A 23,921-nucleotide genomic window follows, 5' to 3' on the forward strand; every position below is an offset into this window, starting at 1 on the left:
CCGTAACACCATCCATGTGAGGGACGACCGCCCGCCTTCCAAGCAAGCCGCGCGAAGCGCGCATTCAACAGCGCCGTAGCAAGCGCGGCTTGCTTGGAGGGCAGACCGGGCCCGTTACCCCATCTACACTTGCTTCGCGTCCTGTGACAACCTTGACGGGCACGATCGAGGAAAGTTCATTATGGTAGATCGACTATTTGTGGGTCTAGTCTTTAAACGCGTCAAATCAATCGCTAGCGAATTCGAGGAACAGGCTAAAGCATGGCGTATATCTTTTTGAGTCACTCGCACGCCGACAAACCATTCGCGCGAAAGCTGGCCGCCGACTTACGAAATGCGGGTCACTCCGTTTGGATTGATGAGGCCGAGATCAATATCGGCGACTCTCTGATCGGAAAGATACGTTCTGGTCTGGATCAGGTAGATTTCGTTTGTGCAATACTATCTCAAGCATCGATAAAAAGCGCGTGGGTGGAGAAAGAGTTGGAGATTGCCTCCAATCGCGAGATAGACGAGAGGCGCGTTGTCGTGTTGCCGCTATTGGTAGAAGACGTACCTCTGCCGCGGTTCCTACAGGGTAAATACTACGGAGATTTTAGGAAGAAGGCTTCATACAAGGCACAATTTGAAACTTTGAAGCGCTCCCTTGGCCCATCCAATCCGGTGCAAGCATCGTCTAAGGATGAAATCGCCCAGATGAAGAAGGAACTGAACGCCGCCTTGGCTTTCGCCAAGGACCAGGAAGCAGCCGCAGCAAGGGCCAACGATGCGGCATTTCGCGCCAAATCTCCAGAAGTCAGGGCCGCAATCGAGGCCGCTAATACGAAGTTTCCCCAACACGCGCCCATAAACCGAACGTACGCATTCGAGGTAGGTGGCAGCGTTATCACGCTCGACTACGCGCTTTGGGCTATATCGAAATCAGAGCGCAAAGGTTCGCATCCACTTGCTGCCTTGCTTACGATCTTCGATAAGTGGAAAGATATCGAAAACATGATCGAAGCGTACAGGGATATGGTCGAACGACAAGCGCCCGCTTAGCCTTCGAGCGGACTACTGCAATGAAGCAAGTAGCCTGGATGCGCGCGCAGTAACATCCGGAACCACATTGGCAAGACCCAGATATGGCTTCGCTCATCCAGGCTACCAGCTGAGGCTTATGGAAACAGCAAGGAGAAACTGGGTGTCTAAACCCGGCGAAAAGTTTTGCGTCTTTTGCGGTGCCAACCCAACCGTTAAAACTCGTGAGCACGTCGTTCCGTATTGGTTACTTGAAATGACGGGAGATCCGAGACGGGTCGTCGCGTTCGGCCAGAACTATGCAAGGGGCAAGAAGGTCATCGCGTATTCGTGGTCCAACTTCGTCGCACCTGCATGCGAGGCTTGCAACAACAGATATGCCGCATTGGAAGCGAGAGTTAAGCCATTCGTAGAAGCCCTTATCCGAAGAGAGTCTTTATCGGTAGCTTCCTACGTTGAACTCTTGGATTGGCTGGATAAGGTTCGTATCGGCGCATGGCTGGTAAGGCGCATGATCGAAGATTATCCAATCAAGATTTCTCCTAATTTCCACATCGATACGCGCGTCGGCCAGAAAGATCGGATGATCGCCGTTTACGTTTTCGATAGCGGGAACGAAGGTATCAATCTCTTCGGCGTCGACAGTCTCATCTTCAACGAAATGCCTAGTTGCTTCGGCCTACGGATTAACAACATCTTGCTGGTTAACATCTCGGCTGATTTCTTCTGTTCTCGGGGATGCGGATTTCCTTATCCGGAAAAGATGCTACTGCAGATCGGAGGCAGGGACGACGGTCGTTTGGCGCTGGAAAATTTTCGCTATCCGCGGGAAATTAGCAATCCGCTCACGAGATTGACGCTATTTAAGCCAGTCGTATGGCTCTATCAGCCGATTAAATTACCGACTTCGGATCCGATCTTTCAGGGTGGGTTTGTAGGTCACATGAACCTCTTCGATTCCCGGGTGATGGCACTCACAATGCAAGGGAACGAGCGGCTGGGGGCCTTGTTCCGCCAGAATCCGGATAATGTCCGAGTTTGCCGCGCTCCCTCTGAAATGATCGAGTTTAACGAGGTCGTTGGGGACGATTGCGCGATGCAGAAAGACATTGCTGCCAGCGTTTACGATTGCCAAGTCCGTCTTTTTAAGGCGGTCAATTATCGGTGGGTTGATCGCACGAGGAGAGACAAGTTCGCCAAAGCTTACCGGAAGCTAAAATTGGAGAACGCGGCTCAGATGGCACGCCTGTATCGGGCTGGACATGGTTCGAGCACTCTGGAGCGGACCGAGGTTGGCAAGTAGCCCGGATGAGCGAAGCGACATCCGGGACTAACATCGCGCCCGGATCGCGCGCCCATCCGGGCTAACGCCAGCTTCGGTATTTGCGCGCTACTATCGTTGAAATCTTCCCACAGGGGTACTTACCTTCCCCCGCATCCGTAAAGAACTTCGTCCCATCAAAAAACGTTCGGCCGGTTGAATATCGCCAGGAACATCGCGCCGTTGGGCGAGTGCGCGACGTGGATGTTGCCGCCCGGCCGCCACACGAAGTCGCCGGCGCCGCAGCGTCCCTCGGCGTCTTCCAGCGAGCCTTCCAGCATGGAGGTCTGTTCGAGCGCGGTGTGTTCGTGCAATGGCACGACTGCGCCGGGCGCCATCTTGAACAGGATGGTGGAGCGCCCCTCGTCATCTTGATAGAGGATCTTCATCTCGATGCCGTCGAACTGCGTTGGCTGCCAGGGCATTTTCGACGCGAGCGAAGTTCGGACGGGTTGACGGGCACTGGCTGGTTCATGGGCTCTGCTCCGGAAATAGTGGCTCATTCCAGTTCGCCGATAGGACCGGTTCTACCACATTCCGCATTCGATCATGCGGCTACCCGCTAACGCCACAGCCACGGCGAAGCAACCAGGGCAACAATGACGATGGCAGCGACGATAGCCATCCAGCCCTTGGCATCGAAATCGAAGCCGGGGCCCTTAAAGCGCAGTTGGTGGTCGGACATGACACAGCTCTCCATTTTGAAATCTTGAGAGCTGATTCGCCGGGGGATTTAGGTTTGTCGGCGGCTTTCCGATTCAGCGCAAGAGTCAAATGCAATTAGATCGGGCTATTCACAGGCCCGAAATTATGCGTATCCGAATATCGCTGCCACATCAGCCGCTTACATTGTTTCACGTGAACCCTTATCCACAACCCAAAAAAAAGCATGCGTAGCCCGGATGAATTCGTAGGGCGGATTAGCCCAGCGTAATCCGCCGCTCTCCCGCATCAGGTCAGTGCTAACCCACCCTAGTCGCTTCATACACTTACTTCGCCAGCCCGAGCGACTTCAGCGCCTTGCCGTTGTCCTCGTTGTCAGCCTTCATGAACTCCGCGAAGCCAGCCGAATCCAGATAGATCATGTCGAAGCCGCGCCTGTTCATGAACTCCTTGAACTCCGCGCTGTCCCAGATCTTCTTGATCGCGGTCTCGTACTGCGCGGCAATCTCCTTCGGCAGGCCCTTGGGCGCCGCAAAGCCGCGCCACACGCCCTTGTGCCACTTGTGACCCGTCGCCTCCCCGGTGGTCGGCACGTCCCGGAAGCGAGTAGCCCAGATAAGCGAGGCGATATCTGGGACAACTCTAACATCGCCCCAGGATCGCTGCGCTCATTCGGGCTGCGCCCTCTTTGATTGCATATATACAAACTACCCTTTTAAACTGCACCCTCTCCAAACCGCTTTTCCGCAGTCTTGGCGCCAGACCTCTCAACACGGCAGGTGTGGCAGCCAGCACACACGCTCGGTCTTAAGTGCGTCGTCGGTCGCGAAAGCGCCGCGCTGTCCACAGACTTGCCGCAAACGCGTGTGGAGCATTGGTGGGGACAATTAGCCGAGTATCAATCCATGCGTTTGTCAGCTTTATCGACCGCCGTCGCCGAGCGCGCCGGCGTGCTGTGCTGTGTCTTGTTTATGGTGATAAGCGTTCAAGCGCTCGCGCAGACATCGGCCACGGACAATCCGAGCCCGGCCGCAGCGCAGGCCTCAGTGCCCGCGCAGGAAAAGCCTGCGGCCGCGGCAGAAGAGAAACCGCTTGCCGCTGATACCGTCGAGCAGAGGCCGGCGCCTGCGGAAGAGAAACCAGCAATCGCCCAGGACAAGCCCACAGCCGTCGAGGAGAAGTCGGCTGCCGCGGACGACAAGCCTGCCACCGTCGAGCAGAAGCCGGCCCCCGCCGAGGCGAAACCAGCAATCGCCCAGGACAAGCCCGCGGCCGTCGAGGAGAAGTCGGCTGCCGCGGACGACAAGCCTGCCATCGTCGAGCAGAAGCCGGCCCCCGCCGAGGCGAAACCAGCAATCGCCCAGGACAAGCCCGCGGCCGTCGAGAAGAAGTCGGCTGCCGTGGACGATAAACCTGCCATCGTCGAGCAGAAGCCGACCGTCCCGGACGCGAAGCCTGCGGTTGTCGAGCAGAGGCCGGCTCCTGCAGGCGAAAAACCAGCGGTTGGGCGCGAGAAGCCCGCCTTGAAGCAGACGTCCGTCGCCAAGCAATCAAAAATCGCTAGCCGCAGCGAAGGGACAGAGCACAGTAAACCGGTGCAACCGGTCAGGGCAGCCCACAAGCCGCGGGGGCCGACCCTGGTCATGCTCTGCACACGCTTCCGCACCTACAATCCCTCGTCCGGAACTTATCGGGGCTACGACGGCCAGACGCATTCTTGCCGATAGCAAGCGTGGGGCGGATTAGCCCACCGGGTCCGCGCAAATGCGCGGCCCGATGACAGGCTCCGGCGTAATCCGCCATTCCAAGTGACCAGTCGGCCGGTTACGGTTCGCTAACTTGCCCTGGTCGCTGGACCGTGACGACAGGCCGTCTCGTGCCCCGCACGAAATCGGCATGAGTGCTGCGAGCTCCGGCCTATTCTACTTTGCATGGGGTTGTTTTCGCGGTTTTGTGTCTGGGCCCTGCGGAGTACTGGGAAAGAGTATCTGCACCGCATCTGGGACACGACGTCGTTGTAAGTAGCCCGGCCGGTCGGCGCCGGCGCATGGGCAGGTCACTGACGAACGGGCAAGGGCCATCGAATCTGGTATAAACGCCGGATGCATCCCGATGCAGCCAGCCCCCTCCTGCCACTCGTCACCTTGGCCGCGGGCGTATTTCTGCTGATGGCGCCCCGCATCGTCAGCGTCGCAGTGGCGGTCTATCTGATTGTCACCGGCCTTCTCGGCCTGAATGGGATCTACCACTTCTTCAAATAGGTCCGGGAGCGCGGGAATTACGGTGACAGTGCACTTAATCTGCCGATTGGACTGCGCCCCTGGAATGGGACACGATGATTTTCTGTGACAGTGCGGTTGCCGTGATGCGTTATCAGGCATCCACGCTTTCCCTGGGGTTCGTCAGCCCCATCACCCACGAACAGACAACGGCGGGCAACCCCCACACAAGTCCCACATAGAACCAGTCCTGCTGGAAGGTCTTCGCATGCTCGGCCGCCGAGGGGCCCTCGTGCGTGAGGCCGTAGTACAGGACGAAAGCGATTCCGAAGCCCGCCAAGCCACAGGCGAGTGAACGCCACCATCTGTCTGACAGTCGGCGGTCCACCCACGCCGTAAAGAGCATGGGAAGAATCGAGAACGCGTAGCAAACCAGGAACGACGGCAGCCAATACCGCCCATCCTCGAAGATCGGCCCGTCAGTCCGGGCGGCGAGAAACGCGATGCAATACAGCCAGGCAAGAAGCGGCCCGAGGACGGCAAAGAGCCGAAGCCTTGTCATTTCGGTCGCCATGGCAGCGATTTCCTTTTCGGACTTGCTGGGATGCTTTCTCCAACTCGATAAGCCTTTGTCGCTGCGAGGCCTCCTCTCGTTCAGGCTCAAGGGTTTTCCGCCTTACCGCTGCCTTTGCGCCAGATAGAAGCCGAACAGCACCGTGACCAGTCCCGCCGTCTGCAGCGCGGTCGGGGGCTCGCCGAGCAGGAGCCAGCCGGCGAGGATCGTCAGCGCCGGCACGGTCGCGGGAAACACCGCGGCGCGGGCGACGCCGATGGTCTGGATCGAGAATGCGAACAGATACAGCGCGGCGGGGCCAGCCAGGATTCCCTGTGCCAGCGCCTGCAGCGCGTTCTCAGTCCAGCCCAGCGCCGCCACGCGGGCGAACCCACTAATCGTCGCATAGAGCGGCAGCAGCGCGAGCGACAGCACGCTGATGACGGTGGCGGCCGAGAACGCGGAGACGCGCCAATGGCGCAGCAGCGTGCCGAACAAGGCGAACATCAATCCGGTCATCACGAACAGCAAATCGCCCAGCACGCCATCGGCGCCGATATGGCCGATCGACTCGGCGCCGATCACCGCAAGCCCGCCGATGATGACGACCGCCCCCAGCACACGCGAGGGCGGAACCCGCTCGCGCAAGATCACCGCGGCCAGCAGCAGGCCGCCGAGCGTCGCGCTGGATGGCTGGATGACGCTGCCATGGCCGAGCGGCACAAACAGGAAGCCGGTATAGCTGATGAGCGACATCACAGGCCCGCCCAGCACCATCAGCACCAGTCCGCGGCCCCATCCGATGCCGCTGAGATTGGCGATGCCGGCACGAAGCACGAGCGGCAGGAACACCAGCCCGGACCACACGAAGCGGTGCATCAGCAGGTCCGGCGGCGTGAAGCCGACCTTCAGCCCGTGCCGGGTCGCGACAAAGCCGAGCGCCCAGAACAGCGCCGCGCCAGCGCCGCACGCGACCCCAAGCAGGGCCGGTTTCGTGTCAGGTTTCTGGGCTGGAGCATCGCCGCCGCTCGTCGGCTGGTTCATGGCGGACGCTTACGTCAGCCCACACCCCTGTTCAACCCACGCCCATGCAGGGCTGACGGGCGCGCCGCCGCAAGCCGCTTGCTTCCTTGCGCCGCCTTAGGACGCGTCTCCCGCCGCCGTAAAAAACTTCGTCCCGTCGAAAAACCGGTTCGGCCGGTTGAACATCGCCAGGAACGTCACGCCGTCAGGCGCGTGCGCAACGTTAGCCTTGTGGGGCTGGCGTGGTAGCCGGAGCAAGGATTGCTCCTCCAACCGAAACGGGTCCCACAGGCTTGGACTCCCGGGCCATCTTTTTGCGCATTACGCGGGATAGCCGGTTGCGCGCGTGCCTTGTTGAAATGGACGAAGTTACTTCCGGGGTCATTGCATTTTTCAGCGAGTCGACCTTCGCGATAAGCGTGGAAATCTGAGCAGATATCTTCTTCACGTCTTCATGTTCATTCGTTATCTGAGCGGATATTTTCTTCACGACGACCTGCTCATCCGCGACGCTCTGTCTTAGAGAAGCAAGCGCAATTGAATCCTGCTGAAGAAGCGCTGCGTTCTGCTGCAACAGGGAGGTGTTCTCTTGCAGGGCGGCAACGTGCTGCTGCTGGGCCGACTGAACATCCTTCAATGCGGCGACAGCTGGATTCGATATTGGATCGGAAGCTTTCTGATGCGGAAGCAGTTCGGCCAAACTGCTGATAGACGGCAGGGCGAAATCGCCGACATTCGGCAGAGCAAAATCGGAAGGCGTCATTGTATAGACGGCCGCAGCACTGTTTATTCCAAGAGCGAACACCGCCAGCCCCAAAACCGATTTCCGGCTCGATTTCTTGCTGGGTGTCGTGGATTCGGGTTGTTCGGTTTGGCTCTGCTTTTCCGGTGTCTCGGTCACGTGCATTGTCCTCAAATGAGTGAACAAAAAAAGGAGCCGCCGCTGGATCGTCCCTCGCGACGGCTCCTTTACACGGCACCCAACTAGAACTGCCTGAGAATATAGGCTGATCAGATTAATTCGGCGTTAGCGCCTCAGTCGCCCGGCATGAGCCGCAAGCGATTGCCGGTTGCGCTTCCGATGTGATCGGCGCAGCAAGTAGCCCGGATGAATTCGTAGGGCGGATTAGCGCAGCGTAATGCGCAGCTCTCTCGCGATCGGGTCGGTGGGTTACGCGGAGTTTATCATCGGGCGCGCATACGCGCGACCCGTTGGCTAACTCTACTGCGTCACAGTCGTTTAAACCCTCATCCTGAGGAGCCCGCGGAGCGGGCGTCTCGAAGGATGTAGGCCACAGACGGGCCTCATGGTTCGAGACGCGCTTCGCGCTCCTCACCATGAGGGGCTCATGACGCAGTAGAGCTAACCCACCCTACTCACTTCATACACTTACTTCGCCAGTCCGAGCGACTTCAGCGCCTTGCCGTTGTCCTCGTTGTCCGCCTTCATGAACTCCGCGAAGCCGGCCGAATCCAGATAGATCATGTCGAAGCCGCGCCTGTTCATGAACTCCTTGAACTCCGCGCTGTCCCAGATCTTCTTGATCGCGGTCTCGTACTGCGCGGCAATCTCCTTCGGCAGGCCCTTGGGCGCCGCAAAGCCGCGCCACACGCCCTTGTGCCACTTGTGACCCGTCGCCTCCCCGGTGGTCGGCACGTCAGGGAAATTCGGCGCGCGGTTGGGCGAGAAGAACACGAGGCTGCGGATACGCCCCGCCTTGAGCAGCGCCTCGGCTTCCGGCATCGAGCACGCGACGAAATCGACGCCGCCGGCCGCCAGATCGGTCAGCGCGGTCGCGGCGCCGGTGGACGGCACCCAACGGATCGAGCCGGGCGAAACGCCGTCGGCCTGCATCAGGCCGGCGAGCGCGACATGCCAGCTTCCGCCCTGCCCCGTGCCCGACGCCACCACCTTGTTCGGGTTCGCCTTGATATGCGCGAACAGCTCCTTGACGGTCTTGTGGGGCGAGTCCGCCTTCACGTGAATCGCGGCGGGGTCCTGGTTGACCAGCGCGATCGGCGTATACTTCTCGAAGGTGAGATCGGTGAGCCCCACCCAGTGCATCAGGTTGATCTCGAGCGTGATGAGACCGAACGTGTATCCGTCAGGCGCGGCGGTGGCGATCGCCTGGTGGCCGACCACGCCCGACCCGCCCGTGCGGTTCACGACGTTCACCGGCTGCTTGAGATCGCGTTCCAGCATGTGGGCGATCTGGCGCGCGACCGCGTCGGTGCCGCCGCCGGCGGCCCACGGCACGATCAGCGTGATCGGCCGCTCCGGGAAGGCGGCATGGGCGTTTCCGGCGCTGAGCAGGCTTGCGGCCGCAAGCGCCGCAAGCGCGAAATTCCTGACATGGCGAAGCATTCGCAAATCCTCCCCGCTCTGTTTTTTGATACGCCGGGTGCGACACCGCGACGCCGCGCTTATGCGCTATTCGCCATTCGGGCGGCGGAGCGGGAACATGTCAAGGGGAAGCAAGCGCGGGGCGGATTGGTGTTACTGCGTCACTAATCCCTCATGGTGAGGAGGCGCGTAAGCGCCGTCTCCGGACGATGCGTTGCATCGCCGGGAGAACCATGAGGCCACAGTGCTGCTTCTTGGCCTCATCCTTCGAGACGCTTGCTGCGCAAGCTCCTCAGGATGAGGAGATAAAGCCGTTGTGACGCAGTAACTTTGGTTAGCCGACTTGTCCGCCGTAGCTCGAAGAGCGAAGGCGGAAGGCGTAATCCGCCATCCAGCTTTGTTCTACGTCCGACTCTATTTTGTTCTCAAAGAACGAATCGTATCAGCGCAAACCAGCGCGAGCCAATTCTTAACAACGCGTTTGCTTCGTGCTCGCGTGCACGGATCCCGCAAGTAGCCCGGATGGAGCGCAGCGCAATCCGGGATCACTCTGACCCCGCCCCGGATTTCGCGAAGCCTGTCATCACCGCGCGAGCGCAATTGCGCTCGTCGCACTGTGCGAGCGCAGTTGCGCTCGTCGCAGGGCGCGCATTCGCGCGACCCGTTGGCTCATCCGGGCTGCGCTCGCTACTTTGCATGGGGTTGTTTTCGCGATTTTGTGTCTGGGCCCTGCGGTGCGGAAGAGTATCTGCACCGCGTCCGGGACGCGATATCGTCAGCAAGCAGCCCCGATAAGCGCGGCGACATCCAGGGCGGATCTATCGGCCAATCACAACTTGCACCGGCTCATGCGGGCTACTCGCTGACGCCGGAATGACGAACGCGACTACCATCCGCGATTCAGGTGGCGCACCTCGCCGGTTCGCGAGTCGACATAGACTTCCATCCAGCGGCCCGCGCGGTCGCGGCCTTTGATCTCCCACTGATTGCCCTGGAACTGGGTATAGGACACCGTCATGACGCCGAGACTGGTGGCGACGTCGAGCGCGGTCTCCATCGAGATCTGGTCACCGGAATCGAAGGCGACGGCAGGTGTCGCTGCGCCAAGCGCCAAGGCGGTGACGATTGGAAGGATGACATTTCGCATGGACCACTCCTGTCGAACACATTGAGCTGTTACACCAGTTAGAACGGGCGGCAGGGGTAGTATGTTCCGACACCAGCGATCGCGGAACAGCACGAAATTTCGGCAGTTGGGGCCATTTCGCGGCGGTTCCCGCTCGCTAACTAGTAACTCGCCATACATGCTTGGAGCGGAGAAACGCGTCTATGCACTGACGCCGCCAGAACCGCATTTCCCTATCGGCGTGCGCCGCGCGGTTTGACGGCCCCCTTCTTCCACAGTCGAAATCCGCCCTCGAACGCGTTGGTGTTGGCGCCGAGGCGGACCTTGCGCGGCAGCTTATCGATCTTGTCGGCGTTTCCGCCGCCCAGCATGATGTAATCCGGCTCCAGTGCAGCAAGCAGACGCTTCAGGACTTCATCGACCGCGCGTTGCCATTTCTTCCTGCCAACGCGCTTGAGGGCTGCGGCGCCGACGCATTGCTCGAACGTCTTGCCGTTGCGGTACGGCAGGTGAGCGAGCTCCATCGGTTCCAGAATGCCATCGACTATCATCGCGGAGCCAAGACCCGTTCCCAGCCCTAAGAAAAGCATGCGGCCGCCCTGGTAGCTGCCGATCGCCTGCATCAGCGCATCGTTGACGACCTTCGTCGGGCGGCCGAAGGCCTTTTCGAAATTGAAACCGGCCCACCCCCGACCGAGATTGTGAGGCTCCGACAAGGGCCGGTTGTTGGCCACAGGCCCCGGATATCCGACCGAGATGACGTCATAGGACCAGTCTTTCGTCAGCGCCTTGACCTTCCTTATCATCACTTTCGCTGATAGCTCCGGACCGGACGCAAACGCGCGCCTGGTTCGCTCCCTGCTGGTCATGACCTTCACGCGCGAACCACCGACGTCGATCACGAGAACCGTATGCCGCGATACCCGCTTGTCCGTTTTCTTCGCCATGAATTCGCGCCCTGCTCGGTCGGATGATCATAACGCCAGCCGACACGCACCTGAAGCAGGGAGACAAGCACCACCACAGCTTTGTTCTCCATCCGACTCCATTTTGTTCGCAAAGAACGAATCGTATCAGCGCAAATCAGCGCGAGCCAATTCTTAACAACGCGTTTGCTTCGTGCTTGCGTGGCAGTCAGCCGATGACATCGGCCATCGGACGACGTCCCCTTTTTCGCTTGATTTGCCCGGGCATGACCCTACGGTGCGCCCCGCCAATATGGAAACGAGACCGATTATGGACGATGCAATGAAATGCCCGGCATGCAATTCCGAGCATGCCTATCAGGATCGCGGCCTGTGGGTTTGCCCGGAATGCGCGCATGAATGGAGCGCCGAGGCGGCGGCAGCCGTGGAGGCCTCGCCCGAGCCGGGCGTCCGCGATATCAATGGCAATCTGCTGGTCGATGGCGACAGCGTCATCGTCATCAAGGATCTCAAGGTCAAGGGATCGTCGTCGGTCGTCAAAGGCGGAACCAAGGTCAGGAACATCCGCCTGACCGAGGCGACCGACGGCCACAACATCGCCTGCAAGATCGATGGCATCGGCGCGATGAATCTGAAATCAGAGTTCGTGAAGAAGGCGTAGCAAGTTACGCTCGCTGTTCTTGCAGGATCGGTGAACCGAGTTCATCGAAACGGAAGAGCTGAAAGATCCGCTGGCCGTTGAAGTCGAGGATCCTCAAATCATCAGTCTCGTGCAGATTGCTCTCGACGGCCTGAAAATGCCCGCCGTAGCGCTCCTTGGCCAGCGACAATGGAACCTCAAACGCGACGAACTTGCCGACCCCTTTGTGCTTGAGCACTTCAAGGAGCTTCTGATCGCGCAAGGATTCGTGCGATGTGAGAATGAGCAGCGGACCGCTCGCCGTGAGCAGCAAAAGCGATTTCATCGGATACTCCTTCGCGGTTGAACTGAGCTCACCCGTCATATCCAGTTTAGCGCGTGGGGCGGATTAGCGAGGTAGCCCTCAGGCCGCGAGCAGCTCGTCGGGCAAAAAAGCCCGGCCCAAGGCCGGGCTTTTTTTGTTAGTTAGCGCCTGTCCTGACCGGGGCCTCCGCCACCACCACCCGGTCCGCCGCCACCACGCGGTGCGGCCTGCGGCGCGCCGCCGCCCTGCGGCGTCGCGGGCGCTGCTGCGCGCGGGGCGGCCGGGGCCGGCGTCTGCTGCGCGCGTACGTTCGGCGGGCCACCGCCGCCGCGCGCCGCATCGGGCTGCGTCATGCGGGGCGCGGCACGCTCGCTCCGGGGCGCAGCCGCACGCGGTTCGTCATGACCGCGGGCCATGACCGGCGGCGTCTGCGTGCGGGTACGGGCCGTCGGCTGCTCGCGCACGGCGCCTCTCGCGCTCTCACGCGTCATCCGCGCGTCCTCGCGTGTCATGCGGTCCCGCACCACCGCGCGTTCGCGCCCTTCGCGTGCGCTAGGCGTAGCGATGTCTCTCTCCCGTGTCACGCGTTCCGTCACGCCGGCACGGCTCCGCTCCGTCACGCCGGCGCGCGTCCGCTCCTCGACACGGGCGCGCGACCTCTCCTCGACACCGACACGCGTCCTGGCCTCGGGGAGCGCGGCGTCGCGCGCTACCGCCGCGCGGCCGATCCGGGCCGCCGAGCGGTCGATCGTGAGCCGCGTCGCGACATGCTCATGCGATCGCCAGTAGCCGCTCCAGTGGGCGCGGCGGTGATACCAGGGACGTCCCGCATAATGGCTCGACCAGTACGAGGTCAGCGCGAACGGCACGATGGGAACGTCGATCTCGTCGACATAGTCGGGCAGATAGACGTAGCGGTTGCGGTAGAGATATTGGAGATATCGCGACGACACCCAGCCACGATCATCCGACCAACTCACATCGCACCAGGCCTTGCCTCTGAAGCACCCGTGGATGTTGACACGGGCGCCGCCTGGAATGCGGTCGACTGTCGGAAAGCCTTCACCCGGCCCCGCCTTGAGGCTGACCGTGGTGGTGACGATGCCCGGCGCCGCCAATGCGGCGGTCGGCATCAGCAGCAAGGCTGCTGCGATAAATAATCCTCTCAGTTTCATGGCGAGTTCCTCCTCTCGAGTTGGAACGCCGTAGCGAAACAGGCGTTCCCTTAAGGAGTGGTCGCGTTAACAAAAGGATGCAGGCGTCTCGCAAGCGCGAGACGCGCGGTCTTGGTTGTTATTCCGGGCGCCACGACCTTCCTCATCCGACGCAAAATCATTCCATCATCGGCCGGCCGATCCAAAGCCGGTTGAGCCAACGCACGGCGAGGTCCGGCTGCTTGTCGCCTTGCAGGCGCGCCAGTGCCTCCTGATAAGGACCCACCGCGCGCAGGCGCATGGGAAGGTGGGGATAGATGCGCCGGATCCACGTCAGCGCCCGGTCCATGCTGCGCTGTTCACGTTCGCCGAACTCAAGTCCGAATTCCCGGGCCAACCGCTCCGGCAGCAAATGGGCCGTCAGCGCGCGATACCATCTGGGCACGCGCAGTCCCGTGGCGCGGCCTGAAAATATCTGCTCCGCGATGGCGCGCGCCGCGGGACTGACCGCGAGAACATCCGACCGCGACATCGTTTCCGTGTAGTCGGTGAACGATGTCCAGTCCGGAGGCAAATCAGCCTGTCGAATGCCGAATAACGCCGCGTACAGCTTCGCCTCGGCCCAGTACTGCTCGCGCTCGCTGTCGGTGAGTGCAGGCAAGACAAGGTCATGCGTCTGCAAGGCGCTCTCCACCAGCGTGGCGTGAACCCAGCGCAGCGCCGAGACCTCATTGGCGCTGTAAGCTGAGCCGGCTTCGAAGCGGCCAGCCGCCTGTGGCAATATTCCGGTGACCCCGGCGTGACGTCGATGCAGCCGGCGGCCTGCTGCCAGCGCCTGATCGAGCGAGCCAAACACCATCGTGAAGGTAATGTTGAAGGTCCGGTGAAAACGGCCAACCGGATCGGCAAAGGTCCGGGAATGCTCCGAAACGGCGGCGGCGACCCAGGGGTGCGCCAATTGAAGCAACAAGGCCCGCCCGCCGCCAAGAAAAACCGCCGCCTCGCGGTCGACCCGCCAGGTCAGTGACTCCGGGCCAAAAATTCCCTTGATTGGATCGACCGCCGCCTCGCGAACGCTGTCGAGACTGCTTTCGAAATCATCCGCGGACAGCAACCGCATGTCCTCATCCGGGTTACGGCTCATAGCCAAGCCCCGGCCGCAACGCCCGCATCTTCTTGGCCAGCCGCCGGCTCCCCGTCTCCTCCGCGCGGGCCAACTGGTTGGCGACCGCCACATGGTCCTCATCGCTCTTGTGTTGGTTGAGCTTTGACTGGCCCTCGATCTCATCGACGACGAGATCGATGACGCAGATCGAGGCGAGCATCGTTTCGCGCTTGGTGGGATCCATCTGGGTGAGGTCCCAGGGCTGCTTCGGCAGCCGCGCCTCGGAGACCGCGAGCAGCGCGTCGCCATGGGCGCGGGTTTGGTCGCGCTCGCGCAGATGCGCGACGCCGGAGAGATGCACCGCCTCATAAAGCCAGGTCGAGACGTTGTCGCGCGAGGCATACCAGTCGTTGGAGACATAGGCGTCGTCGCCGGCGACGATCAGAAGGAAGCGCCTGACGCCGTCGGCGAGTTCGACCAGCGGATTTTTCGCCGTCAGATGAATCTGGACGATCACGCGATCGTCGCGCCGGGCGAGGACAAACGGCACGTGCGACCCGCGCGGGCCGCGCGCATCGGCGGCAACGATCACGCCAAATCCGCGCTCGGCCGCGAAGGCGAGCGCGCGCTGCTCTTCAATGCGAAACTGCGGTCGTAGAACGTGCATGGCTTAAACTCGAACGACTGGAGAATGGCCTCCTTGAGGCTAACCCATTCGGCCAGGGATCACCAAACTTCCTCCAGAAAGCACGTTCCAACAACAAGGCAATTGCGATATGAGGCTCTGTGACGCCTCGTTCGACCATTCCGAAATCCAGCCTGCCTGCCGAGTCCGACGATATGCCCCCGCTAAAGCCCCAGGCCACCTACGACGACTTTGCTCGCCTCGACATCCGGATCGGCAAGGTCATCGACGTGCAGCCGTTTCCCCGCGCGCGCAATCCGTCCCTTAAGGTCGGCGTCGACGTCGGCGCCGACAGGATCATGTGGTCGAGCGCGCAGATCACGAACTATGAGCCCGCGGCGCTGCTCGGCTCGCTGGTCGTATGCGTCTGCAATCTGGGTGCGAAGAACATCGCAGGCTTCACGTCCGAACTCTTGATCCTCGGCGCAAAGGACGCGGCAGGTAACGTGATTGTGCTGGGCCCGCGCAGCGAGGTTGCGATCGGCGAGCCGATTTTTTGACGATGATGGCAAGTAGCCCGGATGAGCGAAGCAAAATCCGGTACAACTCTAACATCACCCGGATTTAGCTGCGCTCATCCGGGGCTACTCGCTTCGGCGGACGAAGCTACACCTCTCGCAGATAAGGATCGCCATGAACGGAAATCGATATTACGGGGTTCGGGTCGAGGGCGCCAAATACGGCGTGGGTTTTGGCTCGGCGCTCGCCATCGCGATCTCCTATACCAACAACCACTCGATCCTGTGGGCGATCATCCACGGCATCCTGGGCTGGCTCTACGTGATCTATTTCGCATTGTTCAAGTGATCCGGCTTGCAGCAAGCAGCGAGTAGCCCGGATGAGCGAAGCGACATCCGGGACCACTCTAACACCGCCCCGGATTTCGCTTCGCTCATCCGGGCTACGCTGCTTCGTTTCGCTCAGGCCGCCTTCGCGGTTTTTTCCGGCGGCGCTGTTTCCATCGCTCGCATGTAGAGATCGAGCAGGCTTTCGCGCTCGTCGCGCTCATCCTGGTCCTGCTTGCGCAGCTTGATGATCTCCTTGAGGATCTTCACATCGAATCCCTCGCCCTTGGCCTCCGAAAATACTTCCTTTTTCTGTTCGTTCAGTTCAGCCAATTCGGTGTCGATGTTCTCGATCCGCTCGACGAAAGAACGAATCCGGCCGCCGGGAATGGTGACGTCAGACATGGTGCCTCCTTGTTTAATGAGGTCGTGAAAATGCCCGCAAACAAATAACCAATGTGTTAACCTCGGCAGGTTCCGCCCCGACAACTCAGATAATCCCCAGAACAATCCCATGAACGTGATTTCAATTCAGTCGCAGGTCGCCTACGGCCATGTCGGCAACAGCGCCGCGGTCTTTCCCATGCAGGTGCATGGGATCGACGTGGTGGCGGTGCCGACCACGCTGCTCAGCAACCGGCCTGGCTACCCGACCATCCGCGGCCGGGTGCTCGATGCAGAACTGGTTGCCGATCTCCTGCGCGGAATCGAGGAGCGCGGCGCGGTCGATACAGCGCAAATGATCCTGTCGGGCTATTTAGGCTCGGCTGACAACGCCGCCGTGATCGCGGACTTTGTCGCGCGCGCCAAGGCCAAAAATCCCGCGCTGTTCTATTGCTGCGACCCCGTGCTCGGGGATCGCGACCGCGGCCTGTTCGTCCATGCCGACATCCCGCCGCTGGTGCGCGACCTTTTGTGCCCGCTTGCCGATATCATCACGCCCAATCATTTCGAGTTCGAATGGCTGTCCGGGGCCAAAGCTGCGACGATCGATCAGGTGCTTAAGGCGGCACGCGCGTTCATGGGCCGCGGGACGGTCGTCATCACCAGCGCCGAGCTTGCCGACACACCACAGGGCGAGATCGAAACGCTCGCCGTCGAACGCGCACAGGCGTGGCGCGTGCGCACGCCAAAATTGCCAATCAGCCCGAACGGCACCGGCGATCTGTTCGCCGCACTGCTGGTCGCCGCGCGCGTCCGTGGCGCCGACACGCCGGATGCGCTGAGCCATGCCGCATCCGCCATCTTCGCCGTGCTGGAACGTACCGCGGCCAGTGGCACCGAGGAAATGCGCATCGTCGAGAGCGCGGAGTGGCTTGTTCATCCGCAGCGCAAATTCGAATGTATCGCGATCAACCCGTAGCCCGTAGCCTGGATGAAGCGCAGCGCAATCCGGGATCACTCTAACACCGCCCCGGATTTCGCCTCGCTCCATCCGGGCTACCAGCTTTACTGGAGAGAAAAATGAGCCGTTTCTGGAGCAGCTTGACGCACGACCTGAGTCCCTATGTGCCAGGCGAGCAGCCCCGCATGGCGGAGCTGGTCAAGCTCAACACCAATGAAAGCCCCTTTGGTCCTTCACCACGCGCGCTGGAAGCAATTCGCGGCGAGGCGACCGATACGCTGCGTCTATATCCGGATCCGCAGGCGTCAACGCTGCGGGCTGCCTTGGCCAGCTACCACCAGGTACGGTCGGAACAAGTGTTCGTTGGCAATGGCTCGGATGAGGTGCTGGCGCACGCCTTCGCCGCTCTGCTGAAGCATGATGCGCCGTTGCTCTTCCCTGATATCACCTACAGTTTCTACCCGGTCTATTGCCGCCTGTTCGGCATCGCCTACGAGACCGTCCCGCTCGATCAGACCATGCAAATCCGCGTTGCCGATTATCGCCGGCCGGCCGGCGCGCTCGTCATACCCAATCCGAATGCGCCAACAGGGGTTGCGCTGTCACGGGCTGAGATCGTTTCTCTGCTGGAGGAACATCCCGAAGCTCCCGTGGTGATCGACGAGGCCTATGTCGATTTCGGCGCCGAGACCGTAATTCCGCTGGTCGCCTCCCACCCGAACCTTTTGGTCGTTCAAACAATGTCCAAGTCCCGGGCCCTGGCCGGCTTAAGGGTTGGCTATGCGATCGGCGACGCCGACCTGATCGAGGCGCTCACCCGCGTGAAAGACAGCTTCAACTCCTATCCTCTTGGCCGGCCCGCCCAGGCCGGCGCTGTCGCCTCTTTAGAGGACGAAGCCTATTTTCAACAGAGCCGCGCGCGCGTGATCGAAGGCCGGGAGCGGCTAAACCGCGGACTGGTCGGGCTCGGCTTCGAGGTGCTGCCGTCCTCCGCCAACTTCCTCTTCGCGCGTCATCCGGCGCACGCGGGCGCGGCGCTGGCTGCCGCGCTGCGCCAGCGCGCGGTGATCGTCCGTCATTTTCCCGCCCCTCGTATCTCGGACTATCTGCGGATAAGCGTGGGCACAGACGGGCAAATTGACCGGCTGTTGTCGGCCCTGTCGGACATCCTGGGCAGCCTGTAGAGCGAATTAGATCTACTGCGTCAGGGCCATTTAATCCTCATCCTGAGGAGCCCGCGGAGCGGGCGTCTCGAAGGATGTAGGCCACAGACGGGGCCTCATGGTTCGAGACGCGCTTTGCGCTCCTCACCATGAGGGGCTTATGACGCAGTCAGATTAGTCCTACAGCCCCGCACGCCCCACCCGCTACTGCACGACGTCGAGTTTGACCTTGGCGACACCCTTCCCGACCATTCCCAGCGCGTCGGCCGCGGAATAGGAGACGTCGACAACGCGCCCCCGAACGTAGGGGCCGCGGTCATTGACCCGTACCGTCACCGACTGGCCGCTCGCAACGTTCGTCACGCGCAACTTGGTGCCGAACGGCAATGTCGGATGGGCGGCAGTCATTTCCATCGTGTTGAACTTTTCGCCGCTCGCGGTCTTCGTTCCCTCGGTGTAGAAGCTGGCAACCCCATGCGAAGCCGTCTTGACGCGGCCTGCATCCCTGCGCGACGCGGTGTGCTTTCTCACGGCGGCCACGCGCCGCTTCATCATGGACGATGTCGTTCGATCCTGGTCCAGCGACGCCTGCCTGACAGCGCGAAGCTCGGATTTTTGGGTGACGACCGAGGACTGCGCGCAGGCCGCAAGCGATGCCGCTCCGAGCGCGACAGCCAGCAGCCGTATGAATGTCCCTGCACGTTCGGCCGGGATTGACGGCGCTTCAAGTTGAGTACGGCCTAGTCTGACGTCGACGCACGAAGTACTGGTGCAGCCAATGGAAGACATGTTGCAATCCCCCGCTCGCGCCCCAGCCCAAGCCGAAAACCAACACGCGACAATGGCGGGACCGAATCCGGGCGGAAACGTGGCCGGACGCGATCAGGCACGGCTCCACAGCGCGATTCCGTTCGAGTGTGGTGATTGCGACACAGAATTAGCCTGAATGAGCCACGGGGCCCACATTCGCGCGACCTCTTGGCTTATCCGGGCTAACAGCCAGCTACGTCAGGAAATCTCGTAGACCGACACCTTGTCCGCGATGCCGCTCAACGCCACGCGTCTCGGCGTTGGCTTTAGCCCGTTGGTCTCGAGCAGCGCCCGGGCATGTGCGTCTTCCACCACCGATTCCGTCGCCACGATCGAGCGTGAGCCAGCAAGACCCTGGACTCGCGAGGCGATATTGACCGTCTGGCCAAAATAGTCCTGCTGGCCATTGAGGGTGACCGCGAGGCATGAGCCTTCATGGATGCCCATCTTCAAGCGCAGGCTCTGATGCTGACGCTCGGCGCCGAGATCGCTCATCGCCTCGCGCATGCGGATCGCAGCGGCAATGGCGCGGTCGGGCGTCTCGAAGGTCGCCATTACGGCATCGCCAATGGTCTTCACGATCGCCCCCCTTTCGGACGCGATAATCTCCTGCAGCAGCCTGAAATGCTCGTTGACGAGATCGAACGCCGTGAGATCACCGACGCGCTCGTAGAGCTCCGTAGAGTCCTTGAGATCGCTGAACAGGAAAGTCAGGCTTAGGATCTTCAGCCGCTGACCGATGGCGAGCGTGTCAGTCCGGTAGATGTCGCGAAAAGTCTGATTGGTGAGGAGACGCGTTGCCGTGAGAACCGACTTGCGTCGCTTCAGGAGGTCGTCCAGCGCCGGGTTCGCGACCCATACCGCCGGCAATACGCGACCGTCGGTGCGGTTGTCCAAAGCCAGGCGCAGCGGCCCGGGACGCAACGTAACGTTCTCGACGGGGACCTGGACCCTGTTAAAGATCACCGACAGGTTCTGGCGCTCGCTGGTCTCTTGGCCGCTGACGTCAAGGAACTGGGCCGCATGCGTCACGGGATCGAACACGATCAACGTGCCCTGCGGCACCTGCAACGAAAGGATAGCCCTTTCGCCTGCCGGCAAGTCGACGATTTCGAGCGTGACGTCATCCAGCAGTTTCTCCAGATCGTCCGGAAGATCGATCGCCGAACTCCAGAAGATCTGGCGATAATATTCGGCTGCGGACAGTTCGTCGGGATTATGCGCCGCGATTTTTCGCACACGCGGGCTTACCGTAAAGGTCACCTCGACCAGATTGTCGAGCGTCGTCTCATAGCCCGCGGCGCAGAAAGCGCAATGGTACTGCGCGCGATTCACGGTCTTCAGGCTTTTGTTGGCAGAGAGAACCCCGGCGCAGCTCGGGCACATCACGTTCCATGTCATCTCGAACATGCCGAGCCCCACCGCATTCAGGAGGGTTGCGATGACCTGATCTTCGTCAATACCTTTCGTGCCTGCGAGATCAAGCGCGTTCAACTTGTTCAAGGCATGATCCGGGGCATCCCGCACCATACGCTCGAGCATGTCGACAACGGCTTCGTCGGACGACTGACGCAGGGCCGCAAACAAGGTCTCGGTTTCGCTCATGCGACAATGCTACCTTAAAGAGGGCAGCACGAACACCCGCTAAGCGCCACGGAATTGCGGCATCCGCTGGGATCAGCTACTCGAACGGCTTCAGCCGAACGGGAGAACAACATGCAAGTCGCAGTCGTCGGTGCCGGAGCGGTCGGGTGCTACTATGGGGGGCTGCTGCTCCGGGCCGGACATGACGTGACGTTTATCGGCCGCCAGCCGCATGTCGACGCCATCAACGCCCATGGCCTGCTGCTGGACACGAATACTTTCAACGGCCACCTGCCCGCCAGGGCCGCGACCGACACAACCGCCCTCGCCCCGCCCGACCTGGTGCTGGTTTGCGTGAAGTCGGCCGATACCGAGCAGGCCGGCCGGTCGCTCGCCGGACGGCTGCGGCTGGAAACATCCGTTCTCAGCCTGCAGAACGGCGTCGACAATGCGCCGCGCCTTCGCGCGGTTACCGGCCACGCCGTCATTCCGGTGGTGGTCTATGTCGGCAGCGAGATGGCCGGGCCCGGCCACGTCAGGCATCACGGCGGCGGCGACCTCGCCATCGGCCCCTCTGCCGCGAGCGAAGCGCTGGCACAAACGCTTCAGGCCGCCGGCATCCGCACCACGATCGCCGAAGACATCGACAGGACGCTATGGAGCAAGCTGATCATCAACTGCGCCTTTAACGCACTTTCTGCCGTGGCCGGCATCCCCTACGGACCGATGCTCGAAGTCGAAGGCACAAGGGATGTCGTCACAAGCGCGGTGCAGGAAGCCGTATCCGTCGCCCGCGCCTCTGGCGTATCGATTTCCGACGATATCATCGAGCAGATCCTGAAAATCCCCGCCATGATGCCGAACCAGATGTCGTCCACCGCACAGGATCTTGCGCGCGGCAAGCCCAGCGAGATCGACTTTCTCAACGGCTATGTGGTGCGCAAGGGCGCTGAGCTCGGCATCGCCACGCCGACCAATCATGCCCTGCAGGTGATGGTGAAGCTGGCGGAGCGGGGCAAGGAGTTGTCCGGGCGGCGATAGCTCGTCAAGACAAAAAGCCCGCGACGAAAGCGCGGGCTTCTTGCTCAAACGGCGATGGTAATGCCGGTCAGCGAATGGCGCGACCGGTGGTGGGGGTTGGCGCGACCGTCTCGGCCGTCCGTGTCGTCCGCTGCGTCAGGACGCTAAGCTGATGCGCAGTGGCTGTGGAAGTCGCGGCCGGCGATTGCTCCCTGACGTCAGCGGCTCCCAGCACACGAACCTGCACCGACGAAATCGGCAAGCCCTTCGCTTCATAGGTCGGCAACTCCGCCGCAACTACGGCAGTGGCACCCGCGATCGAGAGGGCGGCGGCAGCGATGGAAAGGTAAGTCTTCTGCACTTCAATTCTCCGGGGTAGGATTCGAATCTCCGGGGTAGGATTCGAACCTGCAATCTATACCCCTTTTGCTGCATTGCGATATCACGATATTGCATTGCAACAATGCAGTTCCCTACACTCAATTAACGGTGAGAGCCCAATTACTTAGCGGGCGGCCCGGATGAACGGCATCCGGGGCCAATCTAATGCCGCCCTGTCACCGGGCGCGCTTTCGCGCGACGCGTTAGCTCATCGCTTGCTGGCTTGATAGTTCGACGACACGCGACTTCCGTCATTCAGGCGCCGGCGTGGCCCGACTGGTCGCCTTTGGCCGGAAGTATCGGTTCAAGGATATTGAACAGCACGTAGTTCCAGAAGCGCCCAAGCGCCGTGCTTGGGACAACGCGCGAAAACCGCGAATTCGTTGGTGCAAGGCAGAGAGGGGTCAGCGCCGCGCCGTACTGCAGCGCCTTGCCCGCGAGCAGTCGACCTTCCTTGTCAACCACGTCCTGATTGCCCTGCGACTCGACGGCGCGTTTCATGATGTCTTTAACGTCGTTGACCGTTGCATTCGAACTGGTTTCCAGCTTGCTTTGCGTGTCGCGGTCCAACTTGAACTCTGCGGTAGCCGACAAAATGCTGGTCACCTGACACACGTAGCCGCCAGCATGGAGATATCGCATTGCCATTTGGCTGCAGTGAGGTTGCTCCATCAGCTTACCGAAAATCTGCCAGTTGGCCCCAAGCGCAATCTCTTCCACCCGGACGTCGGTGAGCGAATAGTTCACCTTCACGACATAGTTGTTGTTGGCGCTGCCCTTGAGCAGCCATCCGATATCAATGCTGATACCTGTGGCGAGCTGTCCCTTGCGTTCGAGACTTTGCTGTAGCTCCACGCTGGGAGACGAGCGCAAGGACTCTCCAATATCGTCTTTGTCGGCGATGCATATCGGAAAGAAGTGCTTCGCTCCGGAATCGACGTAGTAGAGTGACCCGACGGTCATCAAAGTGGTCGGCGGATTCTTCGGTATGAATCCATATTCCCGCAGTGTGTCGCCCAGTTGATCACCGCCGGGCTTCTGGAAGGAATGTGCAGCCAAGGGAGCTCCCACGACCAGTGCCGCTAACGCAAGCATGTACCTGATGCGCATGACCGCCTCCTCTCAGGCGTTCGTCCAAAAACTCATCGGCCGGGGCAGCAGGCGCCGCCGCACACGCGGTAGCCCGCAGGGCAAGCAGACGCCGATGTGACAACAGACGTTGCCGCCAGGATCGTTAGCAATATTCTGAAAATAATGATCGCACGCATGGCCCTCTCCCCGATCAATGCAAACCAGGATTGGCACTTAGCACTCAACCACGAGTATAATAGGCGGCGCTTTCCATCTCGGGCGTGAAGCAGTTCACATTCCGGCCGCGACAATTTATCCTGGCGAGAGCCATTAGCCCGCAGGCGGGATTGGCCCGACGGGTCCGCGCATACACGCGACCCGTTGGCTAACCCGCGCTATTCGCCCTGGTCTGTTGCGCCGCGTACAGCTCACCCGCCCAGCACGTTTCCCCAGCCATCGAACACATACTCCCGCCACGCCACGCTCCCGTCATCGCGCGCGCGGCTGGCGCGGCGGAAGTCGTCGGCTTGATCGCCGGTCCAGGTGACGATCTGGTCGGCCACACGGTCGTGCAGAATTGCGGGCTCGGACGGGTTGAAGTCCGTCATGGGATGCAGGGTACTGGCTGTTGACATACCTTACCAACGCTTTAGCGGCGGCGAAGGTTGCGTCGCGGCAC

General features: G+C 61.1%; 29 protein-coding genes. 10 read left to right on the forward strand and 19 right to left on the reverse strand.

Features of this window, described 5'->3' with window-relative positions:
• Positions 1 to 261: 261 nt before the first annotated feature.
• Positions 262 to 1,041, forward strand: coding sequence for a toll/interleukin-1 receptor domain-containing protein (locus GWE18_RS35555; RefSeq protein WP_275190323.1), 780 nt, complete (start codon positions 262 to 264; stop codon positions 1,039 to 1,041).
• Between the two features lie 142 nt (positions 1,042 to 1,183).
• Positions 1,184 to 2,323, forward strand: coding sequence for a hypothetical protein (locus tag GWE18_RS35560; protein ID WP_275190324.1), 1,140 nt, complete (start codon positions 1,184 to 1,186; stop codon positions 2,321 to 2,323).
• A gap of 155 nt (positions 2,324 to 2,478) precedes the next feature.
• Here GWE18_RS35560 and GWE18_RS35565 read toward each other — a convergent pair whose 3' ends face one another.
• The 3 genes from GWE18_RS35565 to GWE18_RS35575 form a co-directional block, all read right to left on the reverse strand.
• Complete coding sequence (locus GWE18_RS35565) at positions 2,479 to 2,766, reverse strand: cupin domain-containing protein (RefSeq protein WP_275190325.1); 288 nt, start codon at positions 2,764 to 2,766, stop codon at positions 2,479 to 2,481.
• A 137-nt stretch (positions 2,767 to 2,903) separates the two neighbouring features.
• Positions 2,904 to 3,026, reverse strand: coding sequence for a hypothetical protein (locus GWE18_RS35570; RefSeq protein ID WP_275190326.1), 123 nt, complete (start codon positions 3,024 to 3,026; stop codon positions 2,904 to 2,906).
• A gap of 304 nt (positions 3,027 to 3,330) precedes the next feature.
• Positions 3,331 to 3,633, reverse strand: coding sequence for a tripartite tricarboxylate transporter substrate-binding protein (locus tag GWE18_RS35575; protein ID WP_342804324.1), 303 nt, complete (start codon positions 3,631 to 3,633; stop codon positions 3,331 to 3,333).
• A gap of 276 nt (positions 3,634 to 3,909) precedes the next feature.
• On the opposite strand from GWE18_RS35575, the gene GWE18_RS35580 reads away from it, so the two are divergent.
• Together GWE18_RS35580 and GWE18_RS35585 are read left to right on the forward strand one after the other, a co-directional pair.
• Positions 3,910 to 4,731: a BA14K family protein gene (locus tag GWE18_RS35580; protein ID WP_275190327.1), complete on the forward strand. Its 822-nt coding sequence runs from the start codon at positions 3,910 to 3,912 to the stop codon at positions 4,729 to 4,731.
• A gap of 375 nt (positions 4,732 to 5,106) precedes the next feature.
• Positions 5,107 to 5,265 (forward strand): DUF3096 domain-containing protein, encoded by a 159-nt coding sequence (locus tag GWE18_RS35585; protein ID WP_275190328.1) that lies wholly within the window; start codon positions 5,107 to 5,109, stop codon positions 5,263 to 5,265.
• A 112-nt stretch (positions 5,266 to 5,377) separates the two neighbouring features.
• On the opposite strand, the gene GWE18_RS35590 is transcribed toward GWE18_RS35585, so the two are convergent.
• The 6 genes from GWE18_RS35590 to GWE18_RS35615 all read right to left on the reverse strand — a co-directional run bounded on the left by GWE18_RS35590 (position 5,378) and on the right by GWE18_RS35615 (position 11,216).
• Positions 5,378 to 5,797: a hypothetical protein gene (locus tag GWE18_RS35590; protein ID WP_275190329.1), complete on the reverse strand. Its 420-nt coding sequence runs from the start codon at positions 5,795 to 5,797 to the stop codon at positions 5,378 to 5,380.
• Positions 5,798 to 5,899: 102 nt separating this feature from the next.
• The gene (locus GWE18_RS35595; RefSeq protein ID WP_275190330.1) at positions 5,900 to 6,820 is read right to left on the reverse strand and encodes a DMT family transporter; all 921 of its coding nucleotides are present in this window, start codon (positions 6,818 to 6,820) and stop codon (positions 5,900 to 5,902) included.
• Positions 6,821 to 7,022: 202 nt separating this feature from the next.
• Positions 7,023 to 7,706, reverse strand: a complete 684-nt coding sequence (locus GWE18_RS35600; RefSeq protein WP_275190331.1) for a hypothetical protein — start codon at positions 7,704 to 7,706, stop codon at positions 7,023 to 7,025.
• A 483-nt stretch (positions 7,707 to 8,189) separates the two neighbouring features.
• Complete coding sequence (locus GWE18_RS35605) at positions 8,190 to 9,164, reverse strand: tripartite tricarboxylate transporter substrate binding protein (RefSeq protein WP_275190332.1); 975 nt, start codon at positions 9,162 to 9,164, stop codon at positions 8,190 to 8,192.
• Positions 9,165 to 10,029: 865 nt separating this feature from the next.
• Complete coding sequence (locus GWE18_RS35610; RefSeq protein ID WP_275190333.1) at positions 10,030 to 10,290, reverse strand: PepSY domain-containing protein; 261 nt, start codon at positions 10,288 to 10,290, stop codon at positions 10,030 to 10,032.
• Between the two features lie 212 nt (positions 10,291 to 10,502).
• Positions 10,503 to 11,216, reverse strand: coding sequence for an ROK family protein (locus GWE18_RS35615; RefSeq protein WP_275190334.1), 714 nt, complete (start codon positions 11,214 to 11,216; stop codon positions 10,503 to 10,505).
• A gap of 289 nt (positions 11,217 to 11,505) precedes the next feature.
• On the opposite strand from GWE18_RS35615, the gene GWE18_RS35620 reads away from it, so the two are divergent.
• On the forward strand, positions 11,506 to 11,856 hold the full coding sequence (locus tag GWE18_RS35620) for a zinc ribbon domain-containing protein YjdM (protein WP_108519194.1): 351 nt from the start codon (positions 11,506 to 11,508) through the stop codon (positions 11,854 to 11,856).
• 4 nt (positions 11,857 to 11,860) lie between these two features.
• On the opposite strand, the gene GWE18_RS35625 is transcribed toward GWE18_RS35620, so the two are convergent.
• The 4 genes from GWE18_RS35625 to GWE18_RS35640 form a co-directional block, all read right to left on the reverse strand.
• Positions 11,861 to 12,148: a cytosolic protein gene (locus tag GWE18_RS35625; RefSeq protein WP_275190335.1), complete on the reverse strand. Its 288-nt coding sequence runs from the start codon at positions 12,146 to 12,148 to the stop codon at positions 11,861 to 11,863.
• Between the two features lie 152 nt (positions 12,149 to 12,300).
• On the reverse strand, positions 12,301 to 13,314 hold the full coding sequence (locus tag GWE18_RS35630; protein WP_275190336.1) for an SH3 domain-containing protein: 1,014 nt from the start codon (positions 13,312 to 13,314) through the stop codon (positions 12,301 to 12,303).
• A gap of 157 nt (positions 13,315 to 13,471) precedes the next feature.
• Positions 13,472 to 14,407: an oxygenase MpaB family protein gene (locus GWE18_RS35635; RefSeq protein WP_275190402.1), complete on the reverse strand. Its 936-nt coding sequence runs from the start codon at positions 14,405 to 14,407 to the stop codon at positions 13,472 to 13,474.
• Between the two features lie 19 nt (positions 14,408 to 14,426).
• Entirely contained in the window at positions 14,427 to 15,065 is a 639-nt protein-coding gene (locus GWE18_RS35640) for an FMN-binding negative transcriptional regulator (protein WP_275190337.1), read from the reverse strand.
• A 119-nt stretch (positions 15,066 to 15,184) separates the two neighbouring features.
• Between GWE18_RS35640 and GWE18_RS35645 the strand changes: the two genes are divergently transcribed.
• Together GWE18_RS35645 and GWE18_RS35650 are read left to right on the forward strand one after the other, a co-directional pair.
• Complete coding sequence (locus GWE18_RS35645) at positions 15,185 to 15,583, forward strand: tRNA-binding protein (protein ID WP_275190338.1); 399 nt, start codon at positions 15,185 to 15,187, stop codon at positions 15,581 to 15,583.
• Positions 15,584 to 15,716: 133 nt separating this feature from the next.
• Complete coding sequence (locus GWE18_RS35650; protein WP_187399379.1) at positions 15,717 to 15,890, forward strand: hypothetical protein; 174 nt, start codon at positions 15,717 to 15,719, stop codon at positions 15,888 to 15,890.
• Positions 15,891 to 16,003: 113 nt separating this feature from the next.
• On the opposite strand, the gene GWE18_RS35655 is transcribed toward GWE18_RS35650, so the two are convergent.
• Positions 16,004 to 16,273, reverse strand: coding sequence for a DUF2312 domain-containing protein (locus GWE18_RS35655; protein WP_057854728.1), 270 nt, complete (start codon positions 16,271 to 16,273; stop codon positions 16,004 to 16,006).
• A gap of 109 nt (positions 16,274 to 16,382) precedes the next feature.
• On the opposite strand from GWE18_RS35655, the gene pdxY reads away from it, so the two are divergent.
• Positions 16,383 to 17,231 (forward strand): pyridoxal kinase PdxY, encoded by an 849-nt coding sequence (pdxY, locus tag GWE18_RS35660; RefSeq protein ID WP_275190339.1) that lies wholly within the window; start codon positions 16,383 to 16,385, stop codon positions 17,229 to 17,231.
• 101 nt (positions 17,232 to 17,332) lie between these two features.
• Positions 17,333 to 18,397 (forward strand): histidinol-phosphate transaminase, encoded by a 1,065-nt coding sequence (hisC, locus tag GWE18_RS35665; RefSeq protein ID WP_275190340.1) that lies wholly within the window; start codon positions 17,333 to 17,335, stop codon positions 18,395 to 18,397.
• Positions 18,398 to 18,580: 183 nt separating this feature from the next.
• Here hisC and GWE18_RS35670 read toward each other — a convergent pair whose 3' ends face one another.
• Positions 18,581 to 19,165: a septal ring lytic transglycosylase RlpA family protein gene (locus GWE18_RS35670; protein ID WP_275190341.1), complete on the reverse strand. Its 585-nt coding sequence runs from the start codon at positions 19,163 to 19,165 to the stop codon at positions 18,581 to 18,583.
• 219 nt (positions 19,166 to 19,384) lie between these two features.
• Complete coding sequence (locus GWE18_RS35675) at positions 19,385 to 20,791, reverse strand: adenylate/guanylate cyclase domain-containing protein (RefSeq protein WP_275190342.1); 1,407 nt, start codon at positions 20,789 to 20,791, stop codon at positions 19,385 to 19,387.
• Positions 20,792 to 20,902: 111 nt separating this feature from the next.
• Between GWE18_RS35675 and GWE18_RS35680 the strand changes: the two genes are divergently transcribed.
• Positions 20,903 to 21,811, forward strand: a complete 909-nt coding sequence (locus tag GWE18_RS35680) for a 2-dehydropantoate 2-reductase (RefSeq protein WP_275190343.1) — start codon at positions 20,903 to 20,905, stop codon at positions 21,809 to 21,811.
• Between the two features lie 67 nt (positions 21,812 to 21,878).
• Here GWE18_RS35680 and GWE18_RS35685 read toward each other — a convergent pair whose 3' ends face one another.
• The 3 genes from GWE18_RS35685 to GWE18_RS35695 all read right to left on the reverse strand — a co-directional run bounded on the left by GWE18_RS35685 (position 21,879) and on the right by GWE18_RS35695 (position 23,877).
• Positions 21,879 to 22,151 (reverse strand): hypothetical protein, encoded by a 273-nt coding sequence (locus tag GWE18_RS35685; protein WP_275190344.1) that lies wholly within the window; start codon positions 22,149 to 22,151, stop codon positions 21,879 to 21,881.
• A gap of 275 nt (positions 22,152 to 22,426) precedes the next feature.
• Positions 22,427 to 23,281 carry a hypothetical protein gene (locus GWE18_RS35690; RefSeq protein ID WP_275190345.1) on the reverse strand — a complete coding sequence of 285 codons (855 nt, stop codon included), beginning with the start codon at positions 23,279 to 23,281 and terminating at the stop codon, positions 22,427 to 22,429.
• Between the two features lie 389 nt (positions 23,282 to 23,670).
• Positions 23,671 to 23,877 (reverse strand): hypothetical protein, encoded by a 207-nt coding sequence (locus GWE18_RS35695; protein ID WP_275190346.1) that lies wholly within the window; start codon positions 23,875 to 23,877, stop codon positions 23,671 to 23,673.
• Positions 23,878 to 23,921: the final 44 nt, after the last annotated feature.

This window comes from Bradyrhizobium sp. CSA112, from assembly GCF_029051645.1.
Lineage (GTDB): Bacteria > Pseudomonadota > Alphaproteobacteria > Rhizobiales > Xanthobacteraceae > Bradyrhizobium.

Bases quoted from the DNA above. Each gene is read 5' to 3' on its own strand.
- GWE18_RS35630 (WP_275190336.1), bottom strand. From the start codon at position 13,314: ATGAAACTGAGAGGATTATTTATCGCAGCAGCCTTGCTGCTGATGCCG.
- GWE18_RS35595 (WP_275190330.1), bottom strand. From the start codon at position 6,820: ATGAACCAGCCGACGAGCGGCGGCGATGCTCCAGCCCAGAAACCTGAC.
- GWE18_RS35690 (WP_275190345.1), bottom strand. From the start codon at position 23,281: ATGCGCATCAGGTACATGCTTGCGTTAGCGGCACTGGTCGTGGGAGCT.
- GWE18_RS35680 (WP_275190343.1), top strand. From the start codon at position 20,903: ATGCAAGTCGCAGTCGTCGGTGCCGGAGCGGTCGGGTGCTACTATGGG.
- GWE18_RS35695 (WP_275190346.1), bottom strand. From the start codon at position 23,877: ATGTCAACAGCCAGTACCCTGCATCCCATGACGGACTTCAACCCGTCC.
- GWE18_RS35600 (WP_275190331.1), bottom strand. From the start codon at position 7,706: ATGCACGTGACCGAGACACCGGAAAAGCAGAGCCAAACCGAACAACCC.
- GWE18_RS35605 (WP_275190332.1), bottom strand. From the start codon at position 9,164: ATGCTTCGCCATGTCAGGAATTTCGCGCTTGCGGCGCTTGCGGCCGCA.
- GWE18_RS35620 (WP_108519194.1), top strand. From the start codon at position 11,506: ATGGACGATGCAATGAAATGCCCGGCATGCAATTCCGAGCATGCCTAT.
- GWE18_RS35565 (WP_275190325.1), bottom strand. From the start codon at position 2,766: ATGCCCTGGCAGCCAACGCAGTTCGACGGCATCGAGATGAAGATCCTC.
- GWE18_RS35590 (WP_275190329.1), bottom strand. From the start codon at position 5,797: ATGGCGACCGAAATGACAAGGCTTCGGCTCTTTGCCGTCCTCGGGCCG.
- GWE18_RS35555 (WP_275190323.1), top strand. From the start codon at position 262: ATGGCGTATATCTTTTTGAGTCACTCGCACGCCGACAAACCATTCGCG.
- GWE18_RS35670 (WP_275190341.1), bottom strand. From the start codon at position 19,165: ATGTCTTCCATTGGCTGCACCAGTACTTCGTGCGTCGACGTCAGACTA.
- GWE18_RS35615 (WP_275190334.1), bottom strand. From the start codon at position 11,216: ATGGCGAAGAAAACGGACAAGCGGGTATCGCGGCATACGGTTCTCGTG.
- GWE18_RS35675 (WP_275190342.1), bottom strand. From the start codon at position 20,791: ATGAGCGAAACCGAGACCTTGTTTGCGGCCCTGCGTCAGTCGTCCGAC.
- pdxY (WP_275190339.1), top strand. From the start codon at position 16,383: ATGAACGTGATTTCAATTCAGTCGCAGGTCGCCTACGGCCATGTCGGC.
- GWE18_RS35580 (WP_275190327.1), top strand. From the start codon at position 3,910: ATGCGTTTGTCAGCTTTATCGACCGCCGTCGCCGAGCGCGCCGGCGTG.
- GWE18_RS35585 (WP_275190328.1), top strand. From the start codon at position 5,107: ATGCATCCCGATGCAGCCAGCCCCCTCCTGCCACTCGTCACCTTGGCC.
- GWE18_RS35570 (WP_275190326.1), bottom strand. From the start codon at position 3,026: ATGTCCGACCACCAACTGCGCTTTAAGGGCCCCGGCTTCGATTTCGAT.
- GWE18_RS35650 (WP_187399379.1), top strand. From the start codon at position 15,717: ATGAACGGAAATCGATATTACGGGGTTCGGGTCGAGGGCGCCAAATAC.
- GWE18_RS35655 (WP_057854728.1), bottom strand. From the start codon at position 16,273: ATGTCTGACGTCACCATTCCCGGCGGCCGGATTCGTTCTTTCGTCGAG.
- hisC (WP_275190340.1), top strand. From the start codon at position 17,333: ATGAGCCGTTTCTGGAGCAGCTTGACGCACGACCTGAGTCCCTATGTG.
- GWE18_RS35640 (WP_275190337.1), bottom strand. From the start codon at position 15,065: ATGCACGTTCTACGACCGCAGTTTCGCATTGAAGAGCAGCGCGCGCTC.
- GWE18_RS35610 (WP_275190333.1), bottom strand. From the start codon at position 10,290: ATGCGAAATGTCATCCTTCCAATCGTCACCGCCTTGGCGCTTGGCGCA.